At 67.6% G+C, this 22,673-nt stretch carries 20 protein-coding genes; 13 read left to right on the forward strand and 7 right to left on the reverse strand.

Features of this window, described 5'->3' with window-relative positions; translation table 11 throughout:
• Positions 1 to 91 precede the first annotated feature (91 nt).
• The 4 genes from ASC78_RS22595 to ASC78_RS22610 are packed head-to-tail and all read left to right on the forward strand — an operon-like array spanning position 92 to position 5,091.
• Positions 92 to 787: a GntR family transcriptional regulator gene (locus ASC78_RS22595; RefSeq protein ID WP_055806566.1), complete on the forward strand. Its 696-nt coding sequence runs from the start codon at positions 92 to 94 to the stop codon at positions 785 to 787.
• Between the two features lie 13 nt (positions 788 to 800).
• Complete coding sequence (locus ASC78_RS22600; RefSeq protein ID WP_055806568.1) at positions 801 to 3,878, forward strand: FAD-binding and (Fe-S)-binding domain-containing protein; 3,078 nt, start codon at positions 801 to 803, stop codon at positions 3,876 to 3,878.
• 21 nt (positions 3,879 to 3,899) lie between these two features.
• Positions 3,900 to 4,457, forward strand: a complete 558-nt coding sequence (locus tag ASC78_RS22605; protein WP_055806571.1) for a methylated-DNA--[protein]-cysteine S-methyltransferase — start codon at positions 3,900 to 3,902, stop codon at positions 4,455 to 4,457.
• 7 nt (positions 4,458 to 4,464) lie between these two features.
• The gene (locus tag ASC78_RS22610) at positions 4,465 to 5,091 is read left to right on the forward strand and encodes a pyridoxamine 5'-phosphate oxidase family protein (protein ID WP_200934351.1); all 627 of its coding nucleotides are present in this window, start codon (positions 4,465 to 4,467) and stop codon (positions 5,089 to 5,091) included.
• Here ASC78_RS22610 and ASC78_RS28135 read toward each other — a convergent pair.
• Complete coding sequence (locus ASC78_RS28135) at positions 5,078 to 5,524, reverse strand: hypothetical protein (protein ID WP_055806577.1); 447 nt, start codon at positions 5,522 to 5,524, stop codon at positions 5,078 to 5,080. The two genes, ASC78_RS22610 and ASC78_RS28135, sit on opposite strands and share 14 nt — an antisense overlap.
• A 322-nt stretch (positions 5,525 to 5,846) precedes the next feature.
• Here ASC78_RS28135 and ASC78_RS22620 point away from each other — a divergent pair, with 322 nt between their 5' ends.
• The 6 genes from ASC78_RS22620 (at position 5,847) to ASC78_RS22645 (ending at position 12,554) form a co-directional block, all read left to right on the forward strand.
• Positions 5,847 to 7,235, forward strand: a complete 1,389-nt coding sequence (locus ASC78_RS22620) for an MFS transporter (protein WP_157634514.1) — start codon at positions 5,847 to 5,849, stop codon at positions 7,233 to 7,235.
• 20 nt (positions 7,236 to 7,255) lie between these two features.
• Complete coding sequence (locus tag ASC78_RS22625) at positions 7,256 to 7,888, forward strand: paraquat-inducible protein A (protein WP_055806581.1); 633 nt, start codon at positions 7,256 to 7,258, stop codon at positions 7,886 to 7,888.
• Positions 7,888 to 8,601: a paraquat-inducible protein A gene (locus ASC78_RS22630; protein WP_055806781.1), complete on the forward strand. Its 714-nt coding sequence runs from the start codon at positions 7,888 to 7,890 to the stop codon at positions 8,599 to 8,601. The genes ASC78_RS22625 and ASC78_RS22630 overlap by 1 nt, the downstream gene beginning before the upstream one ends.
• Positions 8,598 to 10,241, forward strand: a complete 1,644-nt coding sequence (locus tag ASC78_RS22635; protein ID WP_055806582.1) for a PqiB family protein — start codon at positions 8,598 to 8,600, stop codon at positions 10,239 to 10,241. The genes ASC78_RS22630 and ASC78_RS22635 overlap by 4 nt, the downstream gene beginning before the upstream one ends.
• Positions 10,238 to 10,870, forward strand: a complete 633-nt coding sequence (locus ASC78_RS22640; protein WP_055806584.1) for a PqiC family protein — start codon at positions 10,238 to 10,240, stop codon at positions 10,868 to 10,870. The genes ASC78_RS22635 and ASC78_RS22640 overlap by 4 nt, the downstream gene beginning before the upstream one ends.
• Before the next feature lie 94 nt (positions 10,871 to 10,964).
• A complete protein-coding gene (locus tag ASC78_RS22645; RefSeq protein ID WP_055806590.1) occupies positions 10,965 to 12,554 on the forward strand; it encodes an MFS transporter in 1,590 nt (529 codons plus the stop codon).
• Here the strand turns inward: ASC78_RS22645 and ASC78_RS22650 are convergent, their stop codons facing one another.
• A complete protein-coding gene (locus ASC78_RS22650; protein ID WP_055806595.1) occupies positions 12,555 to 14,621 on the reverse strand; it encodes a S9 family peptidase in 2,067 nt (688 codons plus the stop codon). It lies immediately after the preceding gene.
• A 107-nt stretch (positions 14,622 to 14,728) separates the two neighbouring features.
• Here ASC78_RS22650 and ASC78_RS22655 point away from each other — a divergent pair, with 107 nt between their 5' ends.
• The 3 genes from ASC78_RS22655 to ASC78_RS22665 all read left to right on the forward strand — a co-directional run bounded on the left by ASC78_RS22655 (position 14,729) and on the right by ASC78_RS22665 (position 17,300).
• On the forward strand, positions 14,729 to 15,385 hold the full coding sequence (locus tag ASC78_RS22655) for a response regulator (RefSeq protein WP_055806785.1): 657 nt from the start codon (positions 14,729 to 14,731) through the stop codon (positions 15,383 to 15,385).
• Positions 15,385 to 16,758, forward strand: a complete 1,374-nt coding sequence (locus tag ASC78_RS22660) for a sensor histidine kinase (RefSeq protein ID WP_235505174.1) — start codon at positions 15,385 to 15,387, stop codon at positions 16,756 to 16,758. The genes ASC78_RS22655 and ASC78_RS22660 overlap by 1 nt, the downstream gene beginning before the upstream one ends.
• A gap of 65 nt (positions 16,759 to 16,823) precedes the next feature.
• On the forward strand, positions 16,824 to 17,300 hold the full coding sequence (locus ASC78_RS22665; RefSeq protein WP_055806605.1) for a VOC family protein: 477 nt from the start codon (positions 16,824 to 16,826) through the stop codon (positions 17,298 to 17,300).
• 16 nt (positions 17,301 to 17,316) lie between these two features.
• Here the strand turns inward: ASC78_RS22665 and ASC78_RS22670 are convergent, their stop codons facing one another.
• From ASC78_RS22670 to manD, 5 genes are read right to left on the reverse strand one after another with little or no spacing between them, the layout of a single operon-like run.
• Positions 17,317 to 18,741 (reverse strand): MATE family efflux transporter, encoded by a 1,425-nt coding sequence (locus tag ASC78_RS22670; protein WP_055806607.1) that lies wholly within the window; start codon positions 18,739 to 18,741, stop codon positions 17,317 to 17,319.
• Entirely contained in the window at positions 18,738 to 19,325 is a 588-nt protein-coding gene (locus ASC78_RS22675; protein ID WP_082517631.1) for a DUF2239 family protein, read from the reverse strand. Before ASC78_RS22675 ends, ASC78_RS22670 begins: the two co-directional genes overlap by 4 nt.
• Before the next feature lie 55 nt (positions 19,326 to 19,380).
• On the reverse strand, positions 19,381 to 19,884 hold the full coding sequence (locus ASC78_RS22680; protein ID WP_055806608.1) for a hypothetical protein: 504 nt from the start codon (positions 19,882 to 19,884) through the stop codon (positions 19,381 to 19,383).
• A 49-nt stretch (positions 19,885 to 19,933) separates the two neighbouring features.
• Positions 19,934 to 21,451 carry a mannitol dehydrogenase family protein gene (locus ASC78_RS22685; RefSeq protein ID WP_055806610.1) on the reverse strand — a complete coding sequence of 506 codons (1,518 nt, stop codon included), beginning with the start codon at positions 21,449 to 21,451 and terminating at the stop codon, positions 19,934 to 19,936.
• Between the two features lie 5 nt (positions 21,452 to 21,456).
• A complete protein-coding gene (gene manD / locus ASC78_RS22690) occupies positions 21,457 to 22,668 on the reverse strand; it encodes a D-mannonate dehydratase ManD (protein WP_055806613.1) in 1,212 nt (403 codons plus the stop codon).
• Positions 22,669 to 22,673 lie beyond the last annotated feature (5 nt).

Raw genomic sequence — 22,673 nt, forward strand, 5'->3', positions numbered from 1 at the left:
TCAAAACTTAATTAAGCATGCTGGTTTACCCTCATTCATAGGGATTGTTGGTGCCGTTTTTTGCATTCAAAATGCATTCAAGGAAAACAGCATGACTGCAGAAATCATCGAAATCTCGCGCCTCGCGCTGCACGACCAAGTGGCTGCGCGCCTGCGCACGATGCTGGTCGAGGGGCACATTGCCCCGGGCGCCAAGCTCAACGAGCGCGAGCTGTGCCTTCAGTTGCGCGTGTCGCGCACGCCGCTGCGCGAGGCCATCAAGCTGTTGGCGGCCGAAGGGCTGGTCGACCTGCTGCCCAACCGCGGAGCGGTGGCCGTCAAGCTCACCGAGAACGACGTGGTCGACACTTTCGAGGTGCTGGCCATGCTCGAAGGCATGTCAGGCGAACTGGCGGCCAAGCGCATCACCGACGAACAGCTGGCCGAGGTGCGCGCGATGCACTACGAAATGATGGCCTGCTTCACGCGGCGCGATCTCTCGGGCTACTACCGCCTCAACGCGCGCATCCACACCGCCATCAACGAGGCCGCCGGCAACCCGGTGCTGGCCAACACCTACCGCTCGATCAACGCGCGCGTGCAGTCGCTGCGTTTTCGCACCAACCAGGACGAGGCCAAGTGGAAGCATGCGGTCGAGGAGCACGAACAGATGATTCAGGCGCTGGCCGCACGCGACGCGCCGGCCATGCGCAGGGTGCTGGTTGCGCACCTGATCCGCAAGCGGGACACCGTGCTGGCGCTGCTGCGCGCCGGCGAAATCTATCCCCAAGCCCACGAGGCGAGCTGAGCCCCCACACACCATGCGCGTCGATCCCGCCAGCCACATCCAGCCCGCCGGAACCGTTCTTCCGCCCAACGACACCTGCGAGGCGCTGGCGCGGCGGCTGCGCGCGGAAACGCAAGGCGAGGTGCTGTTCGACGACGGCTCGCGCGGCCGCTATGCCACCGATGCGTCGATCTACCAGATCACGCCGGTGGGCGCCTTCGTGCCGACCAACGACAGCGACATTGCCACCGCCATCGACATTGCGCGCGACCTGAAGGTGCCGGTGCTCGCGCGCGGCGGCGGCACCAGCCAGTGCGGCCAGACCACGGGCGCCGCCCTGGTGATCGACAACAGCAAGCATTTCCGCCGCGTGCTCGACGTGAATGTGGAAGAGGGCACCGCCACCGTCGAGCCCGGCCTGGTGCTCGACCACCTCAACGCGCAACTCAGGCCACACGGCCTCTGGTTTCCGGTCGACGTGTCGACCAGCGCGCAGGCCACGCTGGGCGGCATGGCGGGCAACAACTCCTGCGGCTCGCGCTCCATCGCCTACGGCAACATGGTGCACAACGTGCTGGGCGCGAGCGCATGGCTCTCGAGTGGCGAACTGGTGAACTTTGGTCCCGAGGCCACGCTTAATGCTCGCGCGGCCGGCATCGCGAAGTTCGTGCACGGGCTCGCGCTGGAGCACCGCGAGCAGATCCACGCCACCTGGCCCAAGGTGCTGCGCCGCGTGGCCGGCTACAACCTCGACATCTTCGACAACCAGAATGAGCGCCCCTATACCGCCGACGGCAGCGTGAACCTTGCGCACCTGCTGGTCGGGGCCGAAGGCACGCTGGCCTACACCCGGAGCCTCACGCTCAAGCTCGCTCCGCTGCCGCGCGCCAAGGTGCTGGGCATCGTGAACTTTCCAACCTTCCATTCGGCCATGGACGCGGCGCAGCACATCGTGAAGCTCGGCCCCACGGCGGTGGAACTGGTCGACCGCACGATGATCGAGCTGAGCCTTGCCAATCCGGCCTTCAAGCCGACGGTGGAAACGGCGTTGATCGACAAGCCGGCGGCCATACTGCTGGTCGAGTTTGCCGGCGCCGACAAGGCCGCGCTGCTGCCGCGCCTCAAGCAGCTGGTCGAGCTGATGGGCGATCTCGGCCTGCCCGGCAGCGTGGTCGAAATGCCCGACGACGCGCGCCAGAAGAACCTTTGGGAGGTCCGCAAGGCCGGCCTCAACATCATGATGAGCCTGAAGGGCGACGGCAAGCCGGTGAGCTTCATCGAGGACTGCGCCGTGCCGCTCGAGCACCTGGCCGAGTACACCGATGCGCTGACCGAAGTGTTTGCGAAGTACGGCAGCCGCGGCACCTGGTATGCGCATGCCTCGGTCGGCACGCTGCATGTGCGGCCGATTCTCGACATGCGCGCGGACGGCGGCACCAAGATGCGCGCCATTGCGGAAGAGGCCGCCGCGCTGGTGCGCAAGTACAAGGGCGCCTTCAGCGGCGAGCATGGCGACGGCCTGTGCCGCGGCGAATGGATCGAGTGGCAGTTCGGCCCGGCCATCAACCAGGCCTTTCGCGCCATCAAGCAGAAGCTCGATCCGGCCAACCTGTTCAACCCCGGCAAGATCGTCGACACGCCGCGCATGGACGACGCTTCGCTGTTCCGCTTTGCACCGCCCACGGCCCCCAAGCCCTACCGTCGCATCGAGCTCAAGCCCGTACTCGATTGGTCGACCTGGAACGTCAATGCCGACCCCGTCACGGAGCAGACCACCGCCCCGGGCACAGGTGGCGACAGCACCGGCGGCCTGGCCAAGGCCGTGGAGATGTGCAACAACAATGGCCACTGCCGCAAGTTCGACGCCGGCACCATGTGCCCGAGCTACCGCGTGACGCGGGACGAGCAGCACCTGACGCGCGGGCGCGCCAACACGCTGCGGCTCGCGCTCTCGGGCCAGCTCGGCGCCGATGCCTTTACCAGCGAAGCGATGCACGAAACCATGGACCTGTGCGTCGGCTGCAAGGGCTGCAAGCGCGACTGCCCGACCGGCGTCGACATGGCGAAGATGAAGATCGAGTTTCTCGACCACTACAAGAAGCGCCACGGCCATACGCTCAAGGACAAGCTGGTGGCCTACATGCCCGACTATGCACACCGTGCGAGCCGCGTGTCGTGGCTCATGAACCTGCGCAACACCGTGCCGGGCGCAGCCTGGCTGGGCGAAAAGCTGCTTGGTTTTTCGGCGCGCAGGTCGCTGCCCGAATGGCGCTCGGACACCTTCTGGCGTACCAAGGCCGACATGCATGGCATGTTCGCAAGTCGCGAGGGGGTGCTGTCGGTGCAGGCCAGCGGCGGCAAGGCCGCGGTGCTTTTCGTCGACACCTTCAACGGCACCTTCGAAAGCGAGAACGCGCTGGCGGCGGCCCGCGTGCTCAAGGCCGCGGGCTACACGCTGCACACGGTCGAGAAGAGCGGAGGCCACCACTGCTGCGGCCGCACCTTCCTGGCCAGCGGCATGGTGAGCGAAGCCAAGCGCCGCGCCGAAGCACTGATCGATGCGCTCAGGCCCCTCGCCGAGGCCGGCGTTCCCATCGTCGGCCTCGAGCCCTCGTGCCTGCTCACGCTGCGCGACGAGACCCTGGTGATGGGCTTCGGCAAGAAGGCCGAGACGGTAGCCAAACAGGCCCTGCTGTTCGAGGAGTTCATTGCACGCGAGATGAAAGCCGGCCGCTTCAAGCTCGCGCTCACGCCCGCCACCGCGCCGATCCTGCTGCACGGCCATTGCCACCAGAAAGCCTTCGGCGCCGTCAGCCCGGTGCTGGACGTGCTGCGGCTCATTCCGGGTGCCGAGCCCGAGCTGATCGAAAGCTCTTGCTGCGGCATGGCGGGCAGCTTTGGCTACGAGGCGCGCCACATCGACGTCTCGATGCAGATGGCCGAGGCGAGCCTGCTGCCGGCGATCCGCGCCAGGCCCGATGCCGTCGTGGTGGCCGACGGCACCAGCTGCCGCCACCAGATCGGCGACGGCGCGCAGCGCGAGGCGGTGCACGTGGCCGTGCTGCTCGAACGCCACCTGGTGTCGCCAACCCTGCCGGCCGAAAAGATTTAGCGGCTGGCACACAATGGCGCGATGAATGCAGCAACCACGGAGAAATCCGGCTTCGCGTTGTTCGACACCGCAATAGGCACCTGCGCCTTGGCCTGGGGTCCGCGCGGGCTCATCGGCGTGCAACTGCCCGAGGACAACGGCGAGGCCGCCACGCGCGCCCGCATGCGGCGCCGCTTCGCAGACCTGCCCGAGTCGGCGCCGCCCGAGAGCGCACGGCAGGCGATCGCGGCCATCCAGGGCCTGCTGAACGGCGCGTCCGACAACCTGAATCACATCGTGCTCGACATGAGCCGCGTGTCGGAATTCAACCAGCGCATCTATGCGATTGCACGACGCATTCCGCCCGGCCAGACGCGCACCTATGGCGACATCGCGGCCGAGCTCGGCGACAAAGGCTTGTCGCGCGCGGTGGGCCAGGCCATGGGCCACAACCCCTTCGCGCCTGTGGTGCCATGCCACCGCGTGCTGGCCGCGGGCAACAAGCCCGGCGGCTTTTCGGCCGGCGGCGGCGCGCTGACGAAACTGCGCATGCTCGACATCGAAGGCGCCCGGCCGAACGGGATGGCTTCGCTTTTCTAAAGGAACCATGAGCTGTCCCATGACCCATGCCATCGAAACCATCGATCAACTCGAAGCGCTGTTCGGCCAGGCCGGCGAAGCCTCGCTCAAGAAAGAGGTGCCTTACCTGCACCCGAGCTACCAGGCGTTGATTGCCGCCTCGCCGTTTGCAGTGCTTGCCACCACCGGCCCTGGCGGGCTCGACGCGTCGCCGCGCGGCGATCCGCCCGGGTTCGTGGCGGTGCAGGACGAGAAGACACTGCTGCTGCCAGAGCGCCGCGGCAACAACCGCATCGACAGCTTGCGCAACATCGTGGCCGATCCGCGCGTGGCGCTGCTGTTCCTGATTCCCGGCGTGGGCGAGACCTTGCGCGTGAACGGAACCGCGCGCATCACGGTCGCGCCCGAACTGCTGGCGCGCTTCGCGGTCGACGGCAAGCCGCCGCAGTGCGTGATCGAAATCCGCGTCGAGACCGTTTACTTCCAGTGCGCCCGCGCGATCCAGCGCTCGCAGCTCTGGGCGCCGCTGCCCGTGGATGCGCGGCGCGAAGTGCCCACGGCCGGCGCCATCCTGTCGGCGCTGACCGATGCCGCCTTCGACGGCGCAGCCTACGACCGCGAGTTGCCGGCGCGGCAGCGCGCTACCTTGTATTGAAGGCGGCGGGCTTGATTTGCAGCGCCAACTGCCACACCGTCGCCGACAAAAGGAGCGCGGCGGCAACCACCTCGGCAAGGATCGTGAAGTTGGCGGTGCGGGTATGCCACTCGAAGGGCGCAAGCGCATAGTGGCCTAGCCCATCGAAGCCGAGCAAGGCGTACGCGGCGACAACGAAGAGCCCCGTGGCGACCCATTGCTTCCGGATGAGCAGGAAGCCAAGCACACCCACCGACGTGATCGCCGCCCAGGCCAGGTAGATCCCTGCAGTGGTGAGTGAGGCCGGCAGGTTCGGATACTCGCAAATGAACTCCGCGTTGTGGCTGAAGTGTCCAAGGCTGGTCATGAAGTAGGCCACGGCCAGGGCGATGAACAGCCTTGGAAGGCCGCCGAGTTGGTGGACAGGCCGCAAGGTCTTGGTTCCGAATTTCATGGTGCTTGGGAATGGTTTCGGGCGAGGGCCATGGGGGCGCTGCTCGTGGAAGCGGTAGTTGTGATTCGTTGTGTCGGACTGTCTGCGACAGGCGATAGCGTAGCGGGCGTATGCATGCTTGCGATCTCCGGCGGCGTCCCTGCGAAAGGCGTGAATACCAAGGTCGTACTCTTTGTCCAGAATTAGCAACCGCCGCCTGGCGACCCCACGCCTGCACCGGGTGCCACCCTTCGCGACAATCGGTTCAATGCGTTCTTTTCCGTTCTTCAAGGGGGCCCTGTTGCCGGGCGCCGAGGCTCCGGCGTCCGAAGGCACCACTGCGATGCAGCCCGTCGACGGGCTCGAGCCGGCTGCGCGCCACCGTGCGATGCTGGTCATCATCCTGGGCATCATGGTGGCCGTGCTCGATGGCACCATCGTGAACCTGGCGCTGCCGGGCATTGCGCGCGAACTGCAGGCCAGTCCGTCGCATGCGATCTGGGTGGTCAACGCCTACCAGATCGCCACCCTGGTGATGCTGCTGCCGCTGGCGTCTCTGGGCGACCTCGTCGGCTACCGGCGCGTCTACCTGGTGGGCATGGCGGTGTTCACTGTGTCGTCGGTCGGCGCCACTTTTGCCGATTCGCTCGGCACCCTGATCGTCGCGCGCACCTTCCAGGGCCTGGGTGCGGCGGGCATCATGAGCGTGAATGCGGCGCTGGTGCGGCTGACCTTCCCCTCGGCGCTGCTGGGGCGCGGCATGGCGATCAACTCGATGGTGGTGGCCACGTCGTCGGTAGCGGGGCCGTCGGTGGCTGCAGCCATCCTCTCGGTGGCTTCGTGGCCGTGGCTTTTCGCGATCAACGTGCCGCTCGGGTTGCTCGTCTTCACGCTGGGCATGAAGGCGCTGCCGTTCAACCGCGTGCCGCCGGCAGCAGGGCTGCGCTTCTCGCCGCTCGACGTGGCGCTGAACGTGCTGATGTTCTCGCTGGTGTTCCTGGGCGTCGACCGGCTCGGCGTTCGCGAGGGCGGGGCGCCATCGTCGTCCGCGTGGGCGATCCTGCTGGCCGGCGTGGCCGTGGGCTTTATCTATATCCGGCGGCAACGCAGCCTGGCGTTTCCGCTCTTTCCGATCGACCTGCTGCGCATTCCGGTGTTCGCACTGTCGATGGGCACCTCGGTGGCCGCGTTCTGCGCGCAGATGCTGGCCTATATCGCGCTGCCTTTCCTGCTGCTCGAGGTGTATGGGCGCAGCCACATCGAGGCCGGGCTGCTCATTACCGCGTGGCCCCTGGCCATCGTGGCCATGGCGCCGATTGCGGGTCGATTGATCGGACGCTACCCGGACGGGCTGCTGGGCGGCATCGGGCTCGGCCTGCTGGCTGTCGGCCTGGGGTTGCTGGCCGCGCTGCCGGCGCAACCGGGCAATGCCGACATCGCCTGGCGCATGGCGCTGTGCGGCCTGGGTTTCGGGCTGTTCCAGTCGCCCAACAACCACACCATCGTGACCTCGCCGCCGGCGCACCGCAGCGGCGCGGCCAGCGGCATGCTCGGCACCGCACGGCTCACGGGGCAGACGCTGGGCGCGGTGGTGCTGGCCGGCGTGTTCAGCGTCTGGAGCCCGCACGGCGGCCATGGGCCGGTGGTGGCCCTGGTGCTGGCGGCCTGTTGCGCCGGCGTGGCGGCGGTTTTCAGCAGCCTGCGGCTGAAAACGACGGAGCCGCACGGCTGAATAGGTTAGGGTACGGCCCCATGACGGAAGTACCTGAAACCGTGGTTTGCCCGGGCTGCGATGCGGTCTTCAGCCGTGCGCCGCTGCAGCCGCGCGAGGTGTCGCGCTGCGCCCGCTGCGGCACCGAGCTCTACCGCCATCCGGGCGACCAGCACCGCCGCATCCTGCCGCTCACGGTGGCGTGCCTGATCATGTTCGCCATTGCCAACCTGTTTCCGATCGTCGAGATCGAGCTCCAGGGCCTGCGCAGCCAGACCACGCTGGCCGGTGCGGTGGTGGTGCTGAGCACGGAGGGCATGTCGATCGTGGCGTTGCTGGTGCTGGCGACGACGCTCCTTTTTCCGCTGCTGCAGCTGTGCATCCTGGCCTACCTTCTGATTCCGCTCCAGCGCGAGCATCGGCCGGCCGGCTTTGCCATCCTGGTGCGTGCCATGCAGATGCTGCGGCCCTGGGGAATGATCGAGGTGTTCCTGCTCGGCGTGCTGGTGGCCATCGTCAAGCTGTCGAGCATGGCCACCGTGGTGGCCGGGCCGGCGCTCTGGGCCTTCATGGCATTGACGGTCATGCTGACTGCCGTGCTCTCGTTCAATCCCAACGCATTCTGGGAAATGACCTTTCGCCCGCCCGGCGAGCCCGAGGAGGAGGCGGCGTGATCGGTCCCTTCCGCCCGGTGGAGGACGATGAAGACGAAGCGCCCGTGGCAACGGCCGCTTCCCTCGGCCTCCTGGCCTGCCCGCATTGCGATGCCGTCTGGCGCGATGCCCAGGAGGGCGAACCCTGCGGCCGCTGCGGCACGCGCCTGCACACGCGCAAGCCCTACAGCCTGAACCGCACCTGGGCCTTCCTGATCGCGGCCTGCATCATGTACATACCGGCCAACCTGCTGCCGGTGATGATCACGCGCACGCTGTTCGGCGCGCAGTACGACACCATCCTGAGCGGCGTGATCTATTTCTGGGTGTCGGGCGCCTACGGGCTCGCGGCCATCATCTTCATCGCAAGCTTTTTGGTGCCGCTGTTCAAGCTCACGGTATTGATCCTGCTTGCCTTGCTGGCGCAGCGCGCAAGCAGCTGGCGGCGGCCCGAGCGGGCCAAGCTCTATCACATCATCGAGATCATCGGCCGCTGGTCGATGCTCGACGTGTTCGTGGTGTCGCTCCTCACCGGGTTGGTGCAGATCCAAGGTTTTGCGGTCATCAACGCGGGCGTGGGCATTGCGGCATTCGGATCGGTGGTGGTGCTGACCATGCTGGCCTCGCTGAGCTTCGATCCCCGGCTCTCGTGGGACAGCAGGCAGCAGCAAGCCGAACATGAACGTGAACGCGAGCAGCCGCTGCTCGACAACAGGGAAGAAAAGCCAGCATGAGTGACGAAGAAGCCAGACCCGATCACAAACCGGCCCCGACGGGCCTCCCTCCGCCGCGCGTGGTACGGCGGCGCGAATGGCTGCCCTCGCTGATCTGGCTCATTCCTATCGTCGCCGCGCTGGTCGGCGTGATGCTGATCGCCAAGATCCTGATGGAGCGCGGGCCCGAGATCGTGCTGACCTTCGAGACCGCGGAGGGGCTGGAGGCCAACAAGACGGCCGTCAAGTACAAGGACGTGCAGATCGGCACGGTGCAGAGCCTGCGGCTTGCACGCGATCGCTCGCACGTCCGCGTGCAGGTGCAGCTCAACAAGGAAGCCGAGGGCTTCACCGCCGAAGACTCGCGCTTCTGGGTGGTGCGGCCTCGGCTCGACACCTCCGGCATTTCCGGCCTGGGCACCTTGCTGTCGGGTGCCTACATTGGCGCCGATGCGGGCGTGTCGAAGGAGACCGCGAGCGAGTTCAAGGGTTTGGAGGTGCCGCCCATCGTCACGCGCGATGCCTCGGGCCAGCAGTTCTTGCTGCGCGCGACCGACATCGGCTCGCTCGACGTGGGATCGCCGGTGTATTTCCGGCGCATCAAGGTCGGCCAGGTGGCGGCCTACCAGCTCGACGGCGACGGCCGCGGCGTGACGCTGCGCGTTTTCGTCAACGCGCCGTACGACAAGTTCGTGGGCGTCAACACGCGCTTCTGGCAGGCCAGCGGCATCGATGCGCAGCTGAGCGCGAGCGGGTTCACGCTGCGCACGCAATCGCTTGCCACCATCCTGCTCGGCGGCATCGCCTTCAAGGCGCCGGACGATGCGATGGGGCCGCTTGCCAAGGAGAACACGGCCTTCACGCTGGCGGAAGACGAGACCACCGCCATGAAGGAGCCCGATGGTCCGCCGCAGACGCTGCTGATGTACTTCAACCAGTCGCTGCGCGGCCTCTCGCCGGGTGCGCCGGTCGACTTCCGCGGCGTGGTGATCGGCGAGGTCAAGTCGATCGGCGTGGAGTTCGACCGGGCCGAGCGCGAGTTCCGCATGCCGGTGCTGGTGCAGGTGTACCCCGACCGGCTGCGCCGCCGCGCGGGCGAAACCGGGGAAGAGTCGCGCGCCACGCAACAGGAGCGCCTGCGGTTCCTGACCGAGAAGGGGCTGCGCGCCCAGCTGCGCAACGGCAACCTGCTGACCGGCTCGGTCTACGTCGCGCTCGACTTCTTCCCGAAGGCGCCGCCGGCGAAGATCAACCTCGAGAAGAACCCGATCGAGCTGCCCACCGTGGCCAACAGCCTCGACGAGATCCAGTCGCAGGTGCAGGAGATCGCGAGCAAGCTCAACAAGGTGCCTTACGAGCAGATCGCGGGCGACCTGCGCACGACGCTCGCCGCGCTCAACAAGACGCTGGCCAGCACCGAGCAGGCCGTGACCCGCATCAACACCGACGTGACGCCCGAGCTCACCGCCGCCATGAAGGACGTGCGCAAGACCGTCAACAACGCCGAGCGCACGCTGGCCGACGATTCGCCACTACAGCAGGACATGCGCCAGACGCTGCGCGAGCTGACCCGTGCCGCGGGTTCGGTGCGCGTTCTGACGGACTATCTCGAACGCCATCCCGAGTCGCTTCTGCGCGGCAAACCGGACGACAAGAAATGAAGAAGAAAAAACCGTTCCTGCTTGCTGCTGCAGCAGCAGTGCTGATCGTTCTGGCAGGCTGCGCGAGCAAGCCCGACAACTACTACACGCTGGCAAGCACGGTGCCGGCTGCGGAGGTGGCGCCTTCGACCATCGGCAGCGCCGCGCCCCTCTACATCGAGCTGGCACCCGTGGCCGTGCCCGAACGGCTCGCACGGCCGCAGATGGTGGTGGGCCGACCGAATGGCGGCGTGCAGGTCGACGTGCTCGAGCAGCACCGCTGGGCCGCGTCGTTCGAGAACGAACTGCAGGACGCGCTCGCCAGCGGCATTGCGGCGCGGCTTGGTGCGCTCGACGTCACCAAGGGTGGCCGGCAAACGTCGCAGCCTGTGTGGCGCATCGCAGTGCAGGTGCGCCAGTTCGATGCGATCGATGGCGGCCGCGTGGATGCGGGCTTCAATTGGACGCTGCGTCGCTCCGACGAGACCCGCACGATGGTGTGCCAGCTGAACGTGGGTGAGCCGGTTGCGAGCGGCATCGACGCGGTGGCGCAGGGGGCGCAGCACGTGACCGCGGCCGCGGCGGCGGCCATCGCGCGCAGCGTGAGCGCGGCGCGAACGAACGCGGCAGCGACCGCATGCGCGCCCTGATTTCTTTCTCCCTCCCCCTTTGGGGGAGGGCAGGGGTGGGGGCACGACGGCGGGGGAAGGAGCAAGCCAGGAATCGAACAGATCGGAGATCACCATGGCACAGATCGGAAAGGCGCCCTGCGACGAAACGCTGATCCTGCATGGCGCGAAGGCACAGGAGGGCGCCTGTCCCGATGCCTCCAAGCCGTGGGTGCTGGCCGCAGCCATCGTGGGGTCGAGCATGGCCTTCATCGACGGCACGGTCGTCAACGTGGCGCTGCCGGCCATCCAGGCCGACCTGCGCGCTACGGCGTTCCAGGCTCAATGGGTGGTCGAGAGTTATGCCTTGCTGCTGGCGGCGCTGCTGCTGGTGGGCGGCGCGCTCGGCGACCATTTCGGGCGGCGCCGCATCTTCGCGATCGGCGTGGGGATCTTCGCCATCGCCTCGGTGGCCTGCGGGCTCTCGGCCAATGTGCAGCAGCTGATTGCCGCACGCGCGGCGCAGGGCATCGGCGGCGCCTTGCTGGTGCCCGGCAGCCTCGCGCTCATCAGCGCCGCATTTCCCGAGAAGGAACGCGGCAAGGCCATCGGCACATGGTCGGGCTTCAGCGGCATCACGGCGGCCGCGGGGCCGGTGCTCGGCGGCTTCCTGGTCGATCATTTCTCGTGGGCATGGGCCTTTCTCATCAACGTGCCGATGGCACTGCTCGTGATGTGGATCGTGTGGCGCCACGTGCCCGAAAGCCATGGCTCGTCAGCCAACGGCGGGCTCGACTTTCTCGGCGCGCTGCTGGCCACCGCCGGCCTGGGCGGCATCGTCTACGCGTTCATCGAAGCGCCCACGCAGCACTGGAACTCACCCGCGGTGCTGGCGGCACTGGCCATCGGCATCGTAGGCAGCGCGGGGTTCATTGCCGCGGAGCGCAAGGCACGCACGCCGATGCTGCCGCTGGCGCTGCTGCGCATCGGCAACTTCAGCGGTGCCAACCTGCTGACCTTGCTGCTGTATGCGGCGCTGGGCGGCGGCTTGTATTTCTTCCCGCTCAACCTGATCCAGGTGCAGGGCTACTCGGCCACCGTGGCCGGCGCCGCGCTGCTGCCGTTCATTCTCATCATGTTCGCGCTCTCGGGCTGGGCCGGCCAGCTGGTCGACCGCTTCGGCCCGCGGCTGCCGCTGGTGATCGGACCCGCGATTGCCGCCGTGGGCTTTGCACTGTTCGCGGTGCCCGGTGTCGGCGCGAGCTACTGGAGCGGCTTCTTTCCCGCGGTGGTGGTGCTGGGCTTCGGCATGACCGTGACCGTGGCACCGCTTACCACCACCGTGATGAATGCGGTGGGGCCCGAGGAGGCGGGCGTGGCCTCGGGCGTCAACAACGCGGTGTCGCGCGCGGCCGCGGTGCTGGCCATCGCTGTGTTCGGCGCGGTCATGGCCTGGGCCTTCGACGGCGCCTTGACGGAGAGCCTGCGCGGCATGGGCGCCTCGGCGCAGGTGTCGTCGTTTCTGGAAGGCGAACGCAGCAAGCTGGCCGGCGCCGCGCTGCCGCCGGGCGTGGACGCGGCCACGGCAGCGGCCTTGAAGCGCGCCGTCGCCGAATCCTTCGTGGCGGGTTTTCGCTGGGTAATGCTGCTGAGCGCGGGGCTGGCCGTGCTCAGTGCGCTGAGCGCGTGGTTGATGATCGGCGGCAAGCCTGCGAAAGCGCGGTAGCTACTGCCGCGGCATCAGCTCGTAGAAGTCGAACCCGTTGCTGCGGCCGCCGAGGCACACCGCCAGGGTGTCTTCGATCTTGCGCCATTGCGCGAGCCGGTTGCGCCATTTGCGCACGCTGTGGCCTTCGTCGGGAAAGCTCATGTACTCGACCGGCCGGCCAAGCTTCTGGAGCGCGGCCACCACGTCGTCCGAATCCTGCCGCAGCACGCGCACGTCGTTGGCGCCGTGAATCACGAGCAGCGGCGCCGTGATGCGGTCGATCTGCGAGATGGGCGAATCCCGCAGCATGCGTTCGCGCTCCTCCGGCTTGTTGACGTCGCCGAAAAAGGCCGCGAAGTAGTGGCGGTTGCGCCAGAACGGCGGCCAGTTCTCGATCACGCGGGGCCAGTTGGCGACGCCCACCACGTCGATGCCGCAGCGGTAGTCGTGCGGCTTCTGGATGAGCTGGGCAAGCACGGAGAAACCGCCAAAGCTCCCGCCGAGCACGGCCATGCGTTTCGGGTCGGCCACGCCCTGGTCGATGGCCCATTGCACGGCTTCGGCAATGTCGCGCTGGAGCCGGCCGCTGGTTTCGAGGGCGCCGGCCATCATGAAGGCGCGCCCGTAGCCGGCGGAGCCGCGGTAGTTCACCTTGAGGACCGCATAGCCCCGGTTCGCCAGCATCTGCGTGGGAGTAAAACTACCGGATTGCCACGAGTCTCGGGCCCACGGGCCTCCGTGAATGTTCACCACGAGCGGCGCGGGCCCCTTGACGCCGCGCGGCCGCACCAGGTAGCCGTGCACCACGAGACCATCCGACGCCTTGAACGAGAAGGGCTCCGAGGGCGAGAAGAGCTCTGCGGTTGGCTCGCGCGGCGGCGTGAGCCGCGTGAGTTGCCCGTTCGCACGGTCGAGCAGCAGTTCCACGGTTTCGTTCTCTGTGGTCGAACGCAGCACCATGCGGCGCTGGTCGTTGGCCATTCCCGCGGGGCGCGTGATGACGGGTTCGGCGTTCAGCCAGCCGCGCTCCCGGGCCGTCTTCACGGCACCGGCCACTTCGTTGCCCAGCGCGGCATCGAGATAGGCGATGCGCGGGCGGCCGGGTTCCGAGACGTACGCGAGCGGCGCTCCCTGCTGCGGCGGGAACACGCCGTAGTCGAGATCGACCGCCGCATCTTCCGCCAGCAGCCGCTCCGCGCCGGTGGCCAGGTCGACTTCGACCATGGCGAGCTTGTCGCGGCCGACATTCGTCAACGTCCAGAGCCGCCCAGCGGCAAGGTCGATGCGCTGGGGCCAGAAGGAATCGAAGGCCTTCACCGTTCTGAAGGCGCGCCAGCCGCCGTCGGGCTGGCGCAGTTCCAGCAGCCGGTCGGAGCCGTCGGCGCTACCAAGCTGCCGCATGCGGCCCGCGAGTTCGCGCCGGGTGTCGATGAACCACGAGATCACGCGGCTGTCGGGTTCGCTGCGCGCAATCTCGCGCACGGTGCGCGTGCGGGCATCGCCTTCGAAAAGATCCATGCTGGAGCGGTCGCGCTGGTTGTTTGCGAAGTAGAAGGTGGCGCTGCCGGGCGCGCCCTGGCCCAGCATGGCCGAGCGCACGCCGGGCCAGGGCGTCACGGCCCAGGGCTTGGCACCCGGCGCCTCGGTGTCGAGCACGAAGATCTGCGTGTTCTCGTCGCCGGTGAAGTCCTTGAGGTAGGCTAGGTGGCGGCTGTCGGGCAGCCACGAGTAGGTAGGCCCGGACACGAAGGGCCGCGCCAGCGTGCCGGTCGCGAAGGTGCGGGTGCTGGCGCTATTGACCGTGGCGGCGTCGGCCGTCTTGCGCACGCCCAGGCCCACGTCGGTGCCGACCGTCTGCACCCACACCAGCTGCTGTCCGTCGGGCGAGAGCACATGGCCGTTGACCGCGTCGATGTTGGCGACGAAGCGACGCATGGGAACGAGCGGCGGCAGCGTGTTGTCCTGCCGCGCGGCAATCAGCGACGGGTGCGTGGGCCCGGTGGCGCAGCCGGAAAGAAGCGCAAGCGTGCCGCAGGCGGCCGCAAGAGCGATGCGCCAGCGGCTGGGGTTTCTGCTGTATCTCATGTTCCTCGTCCCTCTTGGATGTCTTGATGCGCGGTCTTGTCCGCGCATCGATTCTGCCGGTGGCAACCTTTGGCTTTGCCAAAGGTTGGCTCGCGCACAATGGCCGGGTGCACATCCTGCTGATCGAAGACGACCTCGACCTTGGCCGCGCCTTGCAGGCCGCGCTCAAGGTCGAGGGTCTCAGCAGCGAATGGCGCCGGCGTGCGGCCGACGCGCCACGCGCGCTGGACGCCACCGTTTTCGATTGCGTGCTGCTCGATCTCTCGCTGCCCGACGGCAGCGGCCTGGATCTGCTCGCGCGCTGGCGGCGCGAGGGCAGCAGCCTTCCGGTCATCGTGATCACCGCGCGTTCGGCGGTGGAAGACCGGTTGGCCGGGCTCGATGGCGGTGCGGACGATTTCGTCATCAAACCCTTTGCCACCGCCGAGCTCATTTCCCGCATCCGCGCTGTGCTGCGCCGCTCGGCGCGGCAGGCCAGCGAGGTGTGGACCCTGGGTGCGCTGGCCATCGAGCCGCGCCGCCACATGGCCTCGCTGAACGGTGAGCCGCTGGAGCTGTCGCCGCGCGAATTCCGGCTTCTGCTCGAACTCGCGCGCGAGCCGGGCGCCGTGGTGGCCAAGGGTGCGCTTGCGCAAAAGCTGGAGCCGCTGGGCGAGCCCTTGGACTTTGCCGCGGTGGAAGTGCATGTGTCGAACCTGCGGCGCAAGATCGGCAGCGCGCTGGTGCACACGGTGCGCGGAGTGGGCTACATGCTCGCCTCATGATGAGCGGCAGGCTGTGGCGCCCCACGCTCGTGCAGCGTGTCTTTCTGGCCGTGCTGCTGGCCTTCGTCTTCGTGCTGCTGGCACTGCAGGCGTACATGTACGTCAACTTCCGGCAGTCGCTAGCCGTCGACCAGGGCTTGAGCAAGCTCGGCCGGTCGCTCACGCAAGCAATTTCGCAGCTCGACGACGAGGCCAGCGTTCGCGCGGTCATCGTGTCGACGGAGACGATCTACAAGACCCTTCGCATCAGCGGCAATCCGCCGGGAACGCTGCGGTTCCAGCTCTGGGACCGCGGCGGCAGGCTGGTCTATTCGTCACCCGGGATACAGGGCGAGCTTCTTGCGGGGCCTCTGCGGCAGGTGACCACCCAAGACATCGGCGGCGAACCGTACTGGGTCTACCAGGATGAAACGCCGCACTGGTCGCTGCGCCTCGCGGAGCCCGAGCGCACCTTTGCCAAGGTGCTGCACAACAACACGCGCAACATGCTGCCCTATCTGCTGCTCGCATTTCCGATCGTGCTGCTGCCGGTCTGGCTCGCGGTGAAGCATGGGCTGCGGCCATTGCGTCGGTTGGCCGACGGTATCGGCCATCGCAAGGCCACCGACCTTTCACCCCTGGGCGTGGACCCGCCCTATGCCGAGCTCAGGCCGTTGACCTCGGCGCTCGAGCGCATGCTGCAGCAGCTGCGCGACAAGGTGCAGCGCGAGCGCGCCTTCGTGCACGACGCGGCCCATGAGCTGCGAACGCCGATGGCCGTCATCGCAGCCCAGGCGCACGCGCTGGCGGGTGCGGGCACGGACGAAGACCGGGCGCGCGCGCAGGCCCATCTGGAACAGGCGATCGCGCGGGCCTCGCACCTGACACAGCAACTGCTCGACCTGGCGCTGCTCGACGAGGCCCAGCCGGCCGCGCCAAGGCGCATCGACGTTGCGCAGTTCGCGCGGGAAATTCTGGCCCAGGCAGCGCCGCGCGCGTTGGCGCGCCGCATCGAGCTGACCTTCGATGCGGCCGACAACCTCGGTGCCTCCATCGACGTACCGGCGTTCCAGTCGATCCTGGAGAACCTGCTGAACAACGCCATCCGCTATGTACATGACGGCGGCCAGGTGGCCGTGACGCTGCGCGCGGAAGACGAGGGAATGGTGCTCACCGTGGCTGACGATGGCCCCGGAATACCGGCCACCGAGCGCGAGCAGGTGTTCGAGCGCTTCTATCGCGGGGCGGGCCATGAGGCGAGCGGCTCAGGCCTCGGCCTTTCCATCGTCAGGCAGGCCGTCGCCCGGATGGAGGGCAGGGTCGAAGTGACCGAAGGCCTGTCGAACAAGGGTGTGGCTTTTCGCGTCGTGCTGCCGGTGGTGTCCGAGGGTTGACAAGCACCTCCCACGGCCTGGATATTGAACCCTGAGGTTCATCATCGAAGACACAGGAGATTCCCATGCAGAAGATCTACTCTTGCCTCTGGTTCGACGGCAACGGTGAAGACGCGGTGAAGTTCTACACCGCCATCTTCCCTGACTCGCGCGTGACCGCCAAGCAGTTCTGGGGCGATGAGAACCCCAGCCTGAAGGGCTCGCTGCTCACCGCGACCTTCGAGCTTCAAGGGCAGGAGTTCATGGTGCTCAATGGCGGGCCGCAGTACAAGTTCACGCCGGCCATTTCGATGTGCGTGAAATGCGAGACCCAGGCCGAGGTCGACAACTACTGGGACAAGCTGCTCGAAGGCGGCGGCCAGCCGGTGCAATGCGGCTGGCTCACCGATCGCTTCGGCGTGTCGTGGCAGGTCGTGCCTATGCCCGTGATCCGGATGTTCCAGGACAAGGACCGGGCCAAGGCCGCCCGCGCCATGCAGGCGATGATGAAGATGATCAAGCTCGACATCGCCGGGGTGAAGAAAGCTTTCGACGGCGAGTGACCCGCCGCCGCGGCCGCTACACCATGCGCCGGATCGCCTTCTTGCGCCACACCAGGCGGTAGTAGGCGGTCTGCAGCAGCAGCATCGCCCCGAAGGTCACGGGGTACGCATACCAGATGCCGTTGAGCCCGATGCGGTGGCTCATGAACCAGGCCACGGGCACCTCGATGCCGATCAGGCAGAGGATCGAGATGGCCGTGGGCACCAGCACCGAACCGCTGGCCCGCATGATCCCCGAGATGGCCGAGGCCATGCCGAAGATGACGAGGCTCCACAGCATGATGTGCAGCAGCGTCTGCGCGATCTCGATCACTGGCGCGCTGGTGATGAAAAACCCCATCAGGTGGCGCGAGAACAGGTAGCCCAGCAGCACCAGTCCGCCGGTCAGCACGAGGTTCATCAACAGCGCCGTCTTGGCGATGGCGCCCAGCCGGTCCGCACGACCCGCGCCGATGGCCTGCGCGCCAAGGATCGACGCCGTGATGGCAATCGAGATGGCCGGAAACTGCACATAGGCCACCACCTGGTTCACCGCACCATAGGCCGCGGTGGCGCTGGAGCCGTAGCTGTTGACCAGCGAGAGCAGCACCACCTCGGCCAGGGCGACCACGATCATCTGCAAGCCGGTGGGCACGCCGACCTTGAGCACCGCCTTCAAAAGCTTGGGATCGATGCGCAGGTGGCGAATGAATTCCGCGTCGGGCGCAAGCGGGCTGCCGCGCCGGCGCAGGCGCCAGCCCAGCCACAGCGTCGAGGCCACGAAGCCCACCACCGTGGCCCAGGCGGCGCTCGCAACGCCCAGTTGCGGCAGGCCGCCCCAGCCGCGGATGAGCGCCGGCGTGACGATGAGGCCGGCCGCGGTCGAAAAGATCAGCGTGAGCAGCGGCGTGACCGTGTCGCCGACCCCGCGCAGCATGGCGGTGGACAGCAGGAACACGAACAGCCCCGGCATCGCGATCAGCATGATGCGGGCATAGCGCGTGGAGTCGGCCAACACGTCGGGCGGCGTGCCCAGGAAGGCGAGCAGCGGCGTGGTGAAGGCGCCGCCGAACACGGCCACCGCCAGCCCCAGCAGCATGCCGACCGACAGCGTGGTACCGGCGATGGCCTTGACCTTGGCGATATCGCGCGCGCCCCAGGCCTGGCCGATGAGCACTGAAGCGCCGGCACCCAGCCCGATGACGAAGGCGATGAAGAAGAACATCACCGGGAAGAAGCTCGACACGGCCGCCAGCGCACTAACGCCGATCATCTGACCGATGTAGATGTTGTTGATGGTGCCGGAGAGCGACTGCAGGATGTTGCTGAGCAGCATCGGCGCGAGAAAGAACAGGAAGGTCTTCCACAGCGCGCGCGGCACCCCCGCCGATGCGACCGGCGTGCTGCGCAGGCCGGTGTCATCGGTGGAGGCTTGGGTCACGGAGCCTGGCGTCGCGCTCATGCGGCGCTCCAGCCGGCTGCGGACAGCTTTTGCAGATGCGCCTGGATGTCTTCAGGCCAGGATGCGACCAGCTCATTGAAGCGCTCGCGTTCGCCCGCGAACAGCGCGCGCGTGGCTTCCTCGAAGCCGGGCAGGTCGCCTGCGATGGCCGTCATGAACCGGTAGGCAGCTTCGCGCGCGGCACGCTCCGTGTCGCGGTCCGCGTTGACGCGGCGCGCTTCGTCGACGAGGCGCCGCAATGCGACCGAGGCACCGCCAGGCTGGCGTCCGAGCCAGTCCCAGTGGCGCGGCAGCAGGGTGACCTCGCGCGCCACCACGCCGAGCTTGGGACGCCCGACGCCACGCGGCGCTTCGTCGTGGGCCTCGGGTTCCGCGGGCGCAGCCTCTTCGCGCAAGTCGAGGTCGACCTGCGCGCCGGTCGAATCGTCGAACAGCAGCACGGAAGCGGCATCGACGCGTTGGCGCAACTGCGCGAGCACGTCAGCCCGCGTGCCGCCGGCGACGCGCTGGAAGCCGGAAAAAGCGGTGAGGGTGGAGGAGGCCGAGGCTGTTGGTGTTGTTGATGCCAGCGTAGAGGTGTTCATGCGGCTGATTTTATCCGGGTAAAACGAAGAATGCAATCTACCCGGATAAAATTAACTACTGCAGTGCTTGGCCGCGCAGCTGGCGCCAAACGCGGTAGATCCGCCGGTTGAACGCGCGCACCAAGCGCCAGGGGCGGCTTTCGCGAACCAGCGTCAACACGCGGTCCTTCCAGGCTTTCCAGCGCGGGTACCAGCGTGCAAAGAGGGGAATGCGCATGAGCGCGCCTTCGACCAGCTGAAAGATGCGCGCCACGAAAGCGGTGCCGATCAGCTTGGCAACGATCAATACCGTCACGCCGCTGGCCGCATGGCCGCGGCCGAACAGGAAGAGGGCCAGCACCTTGACTGGCAGCAGCAGGAGAACGGGCAGCAGGAAAGCCAGCAAGGCGCCCCAGGGCGGCAGCTTGCGAAGCCAGTCTTCGGCGCGTGCCCACAATGGCAGGCGCGCCAGGCTGCGGACCAGCGCGGCAAGCGGCTCCCAACCCCATTCCTCGAACAGAAGAATGGGCACGAGCAGCGCCGCGGCAAGGGCGCGCAGGAGTCGGGTGAAGATGCGCATGGCCAAGGCATTGTGACTGCGGGCCGCGCCCGCCCACTCAGGCCGCCGCTCAGGCGAGGGTCGCCAGCGTCTGGAGCACGCCCACTTCGCGCAGTGCACGCAGTTGCGCGGCCACGGCGGAGACGAAACGCGCATCGCGTCCCAGGTCGTTGCCGAACACCGGCGCGAAAGCCGCGAGCGCGGCCACGCGCGCTTCGTCGGCTTGCGCCGGTTCGGCCGTTCCCGCGGCGCGTTCGGCCGCCGCGCAGCGTTCGGCCAGCGCATCGGCCAAGGGGTCCTGGATCTCGTGGCGGTGGCCCAGTTCGTCCACGCCGCGCAGGTAGTGCAGCCAGGCCGCGACGGCGAGCGCAAGGCAGTCGATGGGGGCGCCGGCGGCGAGCCGATCGCGCACGGTGCCCAGCAGGCGCTGCGGCAGCTTCTGCGAGCCATCCATCGCGATCTGCGCCGTGCGGTGGGCCAGCGCCGGGTTGGCGAAGCGCTCGAGCAGGCGCTGGCGATAGGCATCGATATCCAGCCCCGGCAGCACCGGGAGCGTGGGCGCGATTTCCTCGCGCATGAGCCGATCGAGGTAGCGGTGCAGGGCCGGTGTGCCGACGGCGCGGTCGACCGTATCGAGACCGGCCATCGCGCCCAGGTACGCGAGGGCGGAATGCGCCCCGTTGACCATGCGCAGCTTCAGCGTTTCGAAGGGGCGAGCATCGGACACGAAGCGAGCGCCGCCCGCATCCCAGGCCGGACGGCCGGCTGCGAAATCGTCCTCCACCACCCATTCGAGAAAGCGTTCGCCGACCACCGGCCAAGCATCTTCCAGCCCGAGCGCGGCGTTCACCTGAGCGCGATCGGCCGCGGTGGTGCGCGGCACGATGCGGTCCACCATCGAACACGGAAAACTGCAATGTTCGGCAATCCAGCGTGCAAGCTGAGGATCGACGAGCTGCGCGAAGTCCAGCACCAGGCCGCGCAGCAGGTGGCCGTTGGAGGGCAGGTTGTCGAGCGACAGCAAGGTCACCGGCGCCAGCCCGCGCAGCTGACGCAGGCGCAGGCCCGAGACCAGGAAGCCGAGCGTGCCGCGCGGCGCATCGGGGCGCGCCAGATCGTGCCGCACGTCGGGATGATCGGTGCGCAGCGCACCCGTGGCCGGATCGTGGCAGTAGCCTTTTTCCGTGACGGTGAGGCTGACGATGCGAGTCGAGGGGTGGGCGATGCGCGCAAGTACCGCGGCCGGGTCTTCGGGCGCGACCTGCACGCCGAGCAGGCAGCCGATGACCTGCAACGACGCGCGCGGCGTGCCGGCCCCGTCCACGTCGCGCAGCGAGAGCGTGTAGAGGCCGTCCTGCGGCGCAAGCGCATCACGCGTTTCGGCGCTGCGCAGCGACACGCCGGCAATGCCCCAGCTGAGGTCGCCGCTCGCATGCAGCGCCGCCTCGTTGACGGCAGCCAGGTGCCCGCGCTGGAACGCGCCGACGCCAAGATGGACGATGCCGGTCTCGAGCGCGGCTCGGTCATAGGCGGGGCGTGACACCGTGGGCGGCAGCGCGGCCAGCGTGTCGGGGTGCAGCCTCTGCATGGCGCTCACCAGTTCCAAAGCGTGCCGTCGTGCTGCTGGCGGTTCACCGGCAGGTAGGCGCGCTTGTAGGGGTACTTTGCGGCCAGCGCCTCGTCGATCTCCACGCCGTGGCCGGGCACGTCGCCGGGGTAGAGCATGCCTTGATCGAAGGTGTAAGCGTGCGGGAACACCGCATCGGTTTCCTCGGTGTGGCGCATGTATTCCTGGATGCCGAAGTTGGGCACCCACAGGTCGAAATGCAGCGCCGCGCCCATGCACACCGGCGACAGATCGGTGGCGCCGTGGCAGCCCGTGCGCACCTGGTAGAGCGAGGCCAGGTCGGCGATGCGGCGCAGGTGCGTGATGCCGCCGGCATGGACCACAGTGGCGCGGACGTAGTCGATCAGCTGGTTCTCGATCAGCTCCTTGCAGTCCCAGATGGAGTTGAAGATCTCGCCCACCGCCAGCGGCGTGGTGGTGTGCTGGCGGATAAGGCGGAAGGCGTCCTGGTTCTCGGCCGGCGTTGCGTCCTCCATCCAGAAAAGGTTGAAGGGCTCCAGCGACTTGCCCAGGCGTCCCGCCTCGATGGGCGTGAGGCGGTGGTGCACGTCGTGCAGCAGGTGGTGCTCGAAGCCGAGCTTTTCGCGGATGCGCTCGAACAGCTTGGGCGTGTGGCGCAGGTACTTTTCGGTGGACCAGTCGTGCTCGGAGGGCAGGTCGGCATCGGCGGGTTCGTAGAACAGCGTGCCCTTGCCGACGCCATAGACTTTTTCCAGCCCCGGCACGCCGCTCTGCGCGCGGATGGCCTTGTAGCCGGCGTCCGCATAGCGCAGCACCTCGTCCACCGTGTGCTCGATGTCGCTGCCGTTGGCATGGCCATAGACCATCACGCCGGTGCGGCTCTTGCCACCCAGAAGCTGATACAGCGGCAGGCCCGCGGCCTTGGCCTTGATGTCCCACAGCGCGGTGTCCACTGCGGCAATGGAGGTCATGGTCACCGGGCCGCGGCGCCAGTAGGCGCCCTTGTAGAGGTACTGCCAGATGTCCTCGATCTGGTGCGCATCGCGACCGATCAGGCAGGGGATGACATGCTCGGTGAGGTAGGCGGCCACGGAGAGTTCGCGCCCGTTGAGCGTGGCATCGCCGATGCCGGTCAGGCCTTCGTCGGTTTCGATCTTGAGGGTGACGAAGTTGCGGCCAGGGCTGCAAACGATGACGCGGGCGTTGGTGATTTTCATGGTTG

The organism is Variovorax sp. Root318D1 (assembly GCF_001424835.1).
Taxonomy (GTDB): Bacteria; Pseudomonadota; Gammaproteobacteria; order Burkholderiales; family Burkholderiaceae_C; genus Variovorax.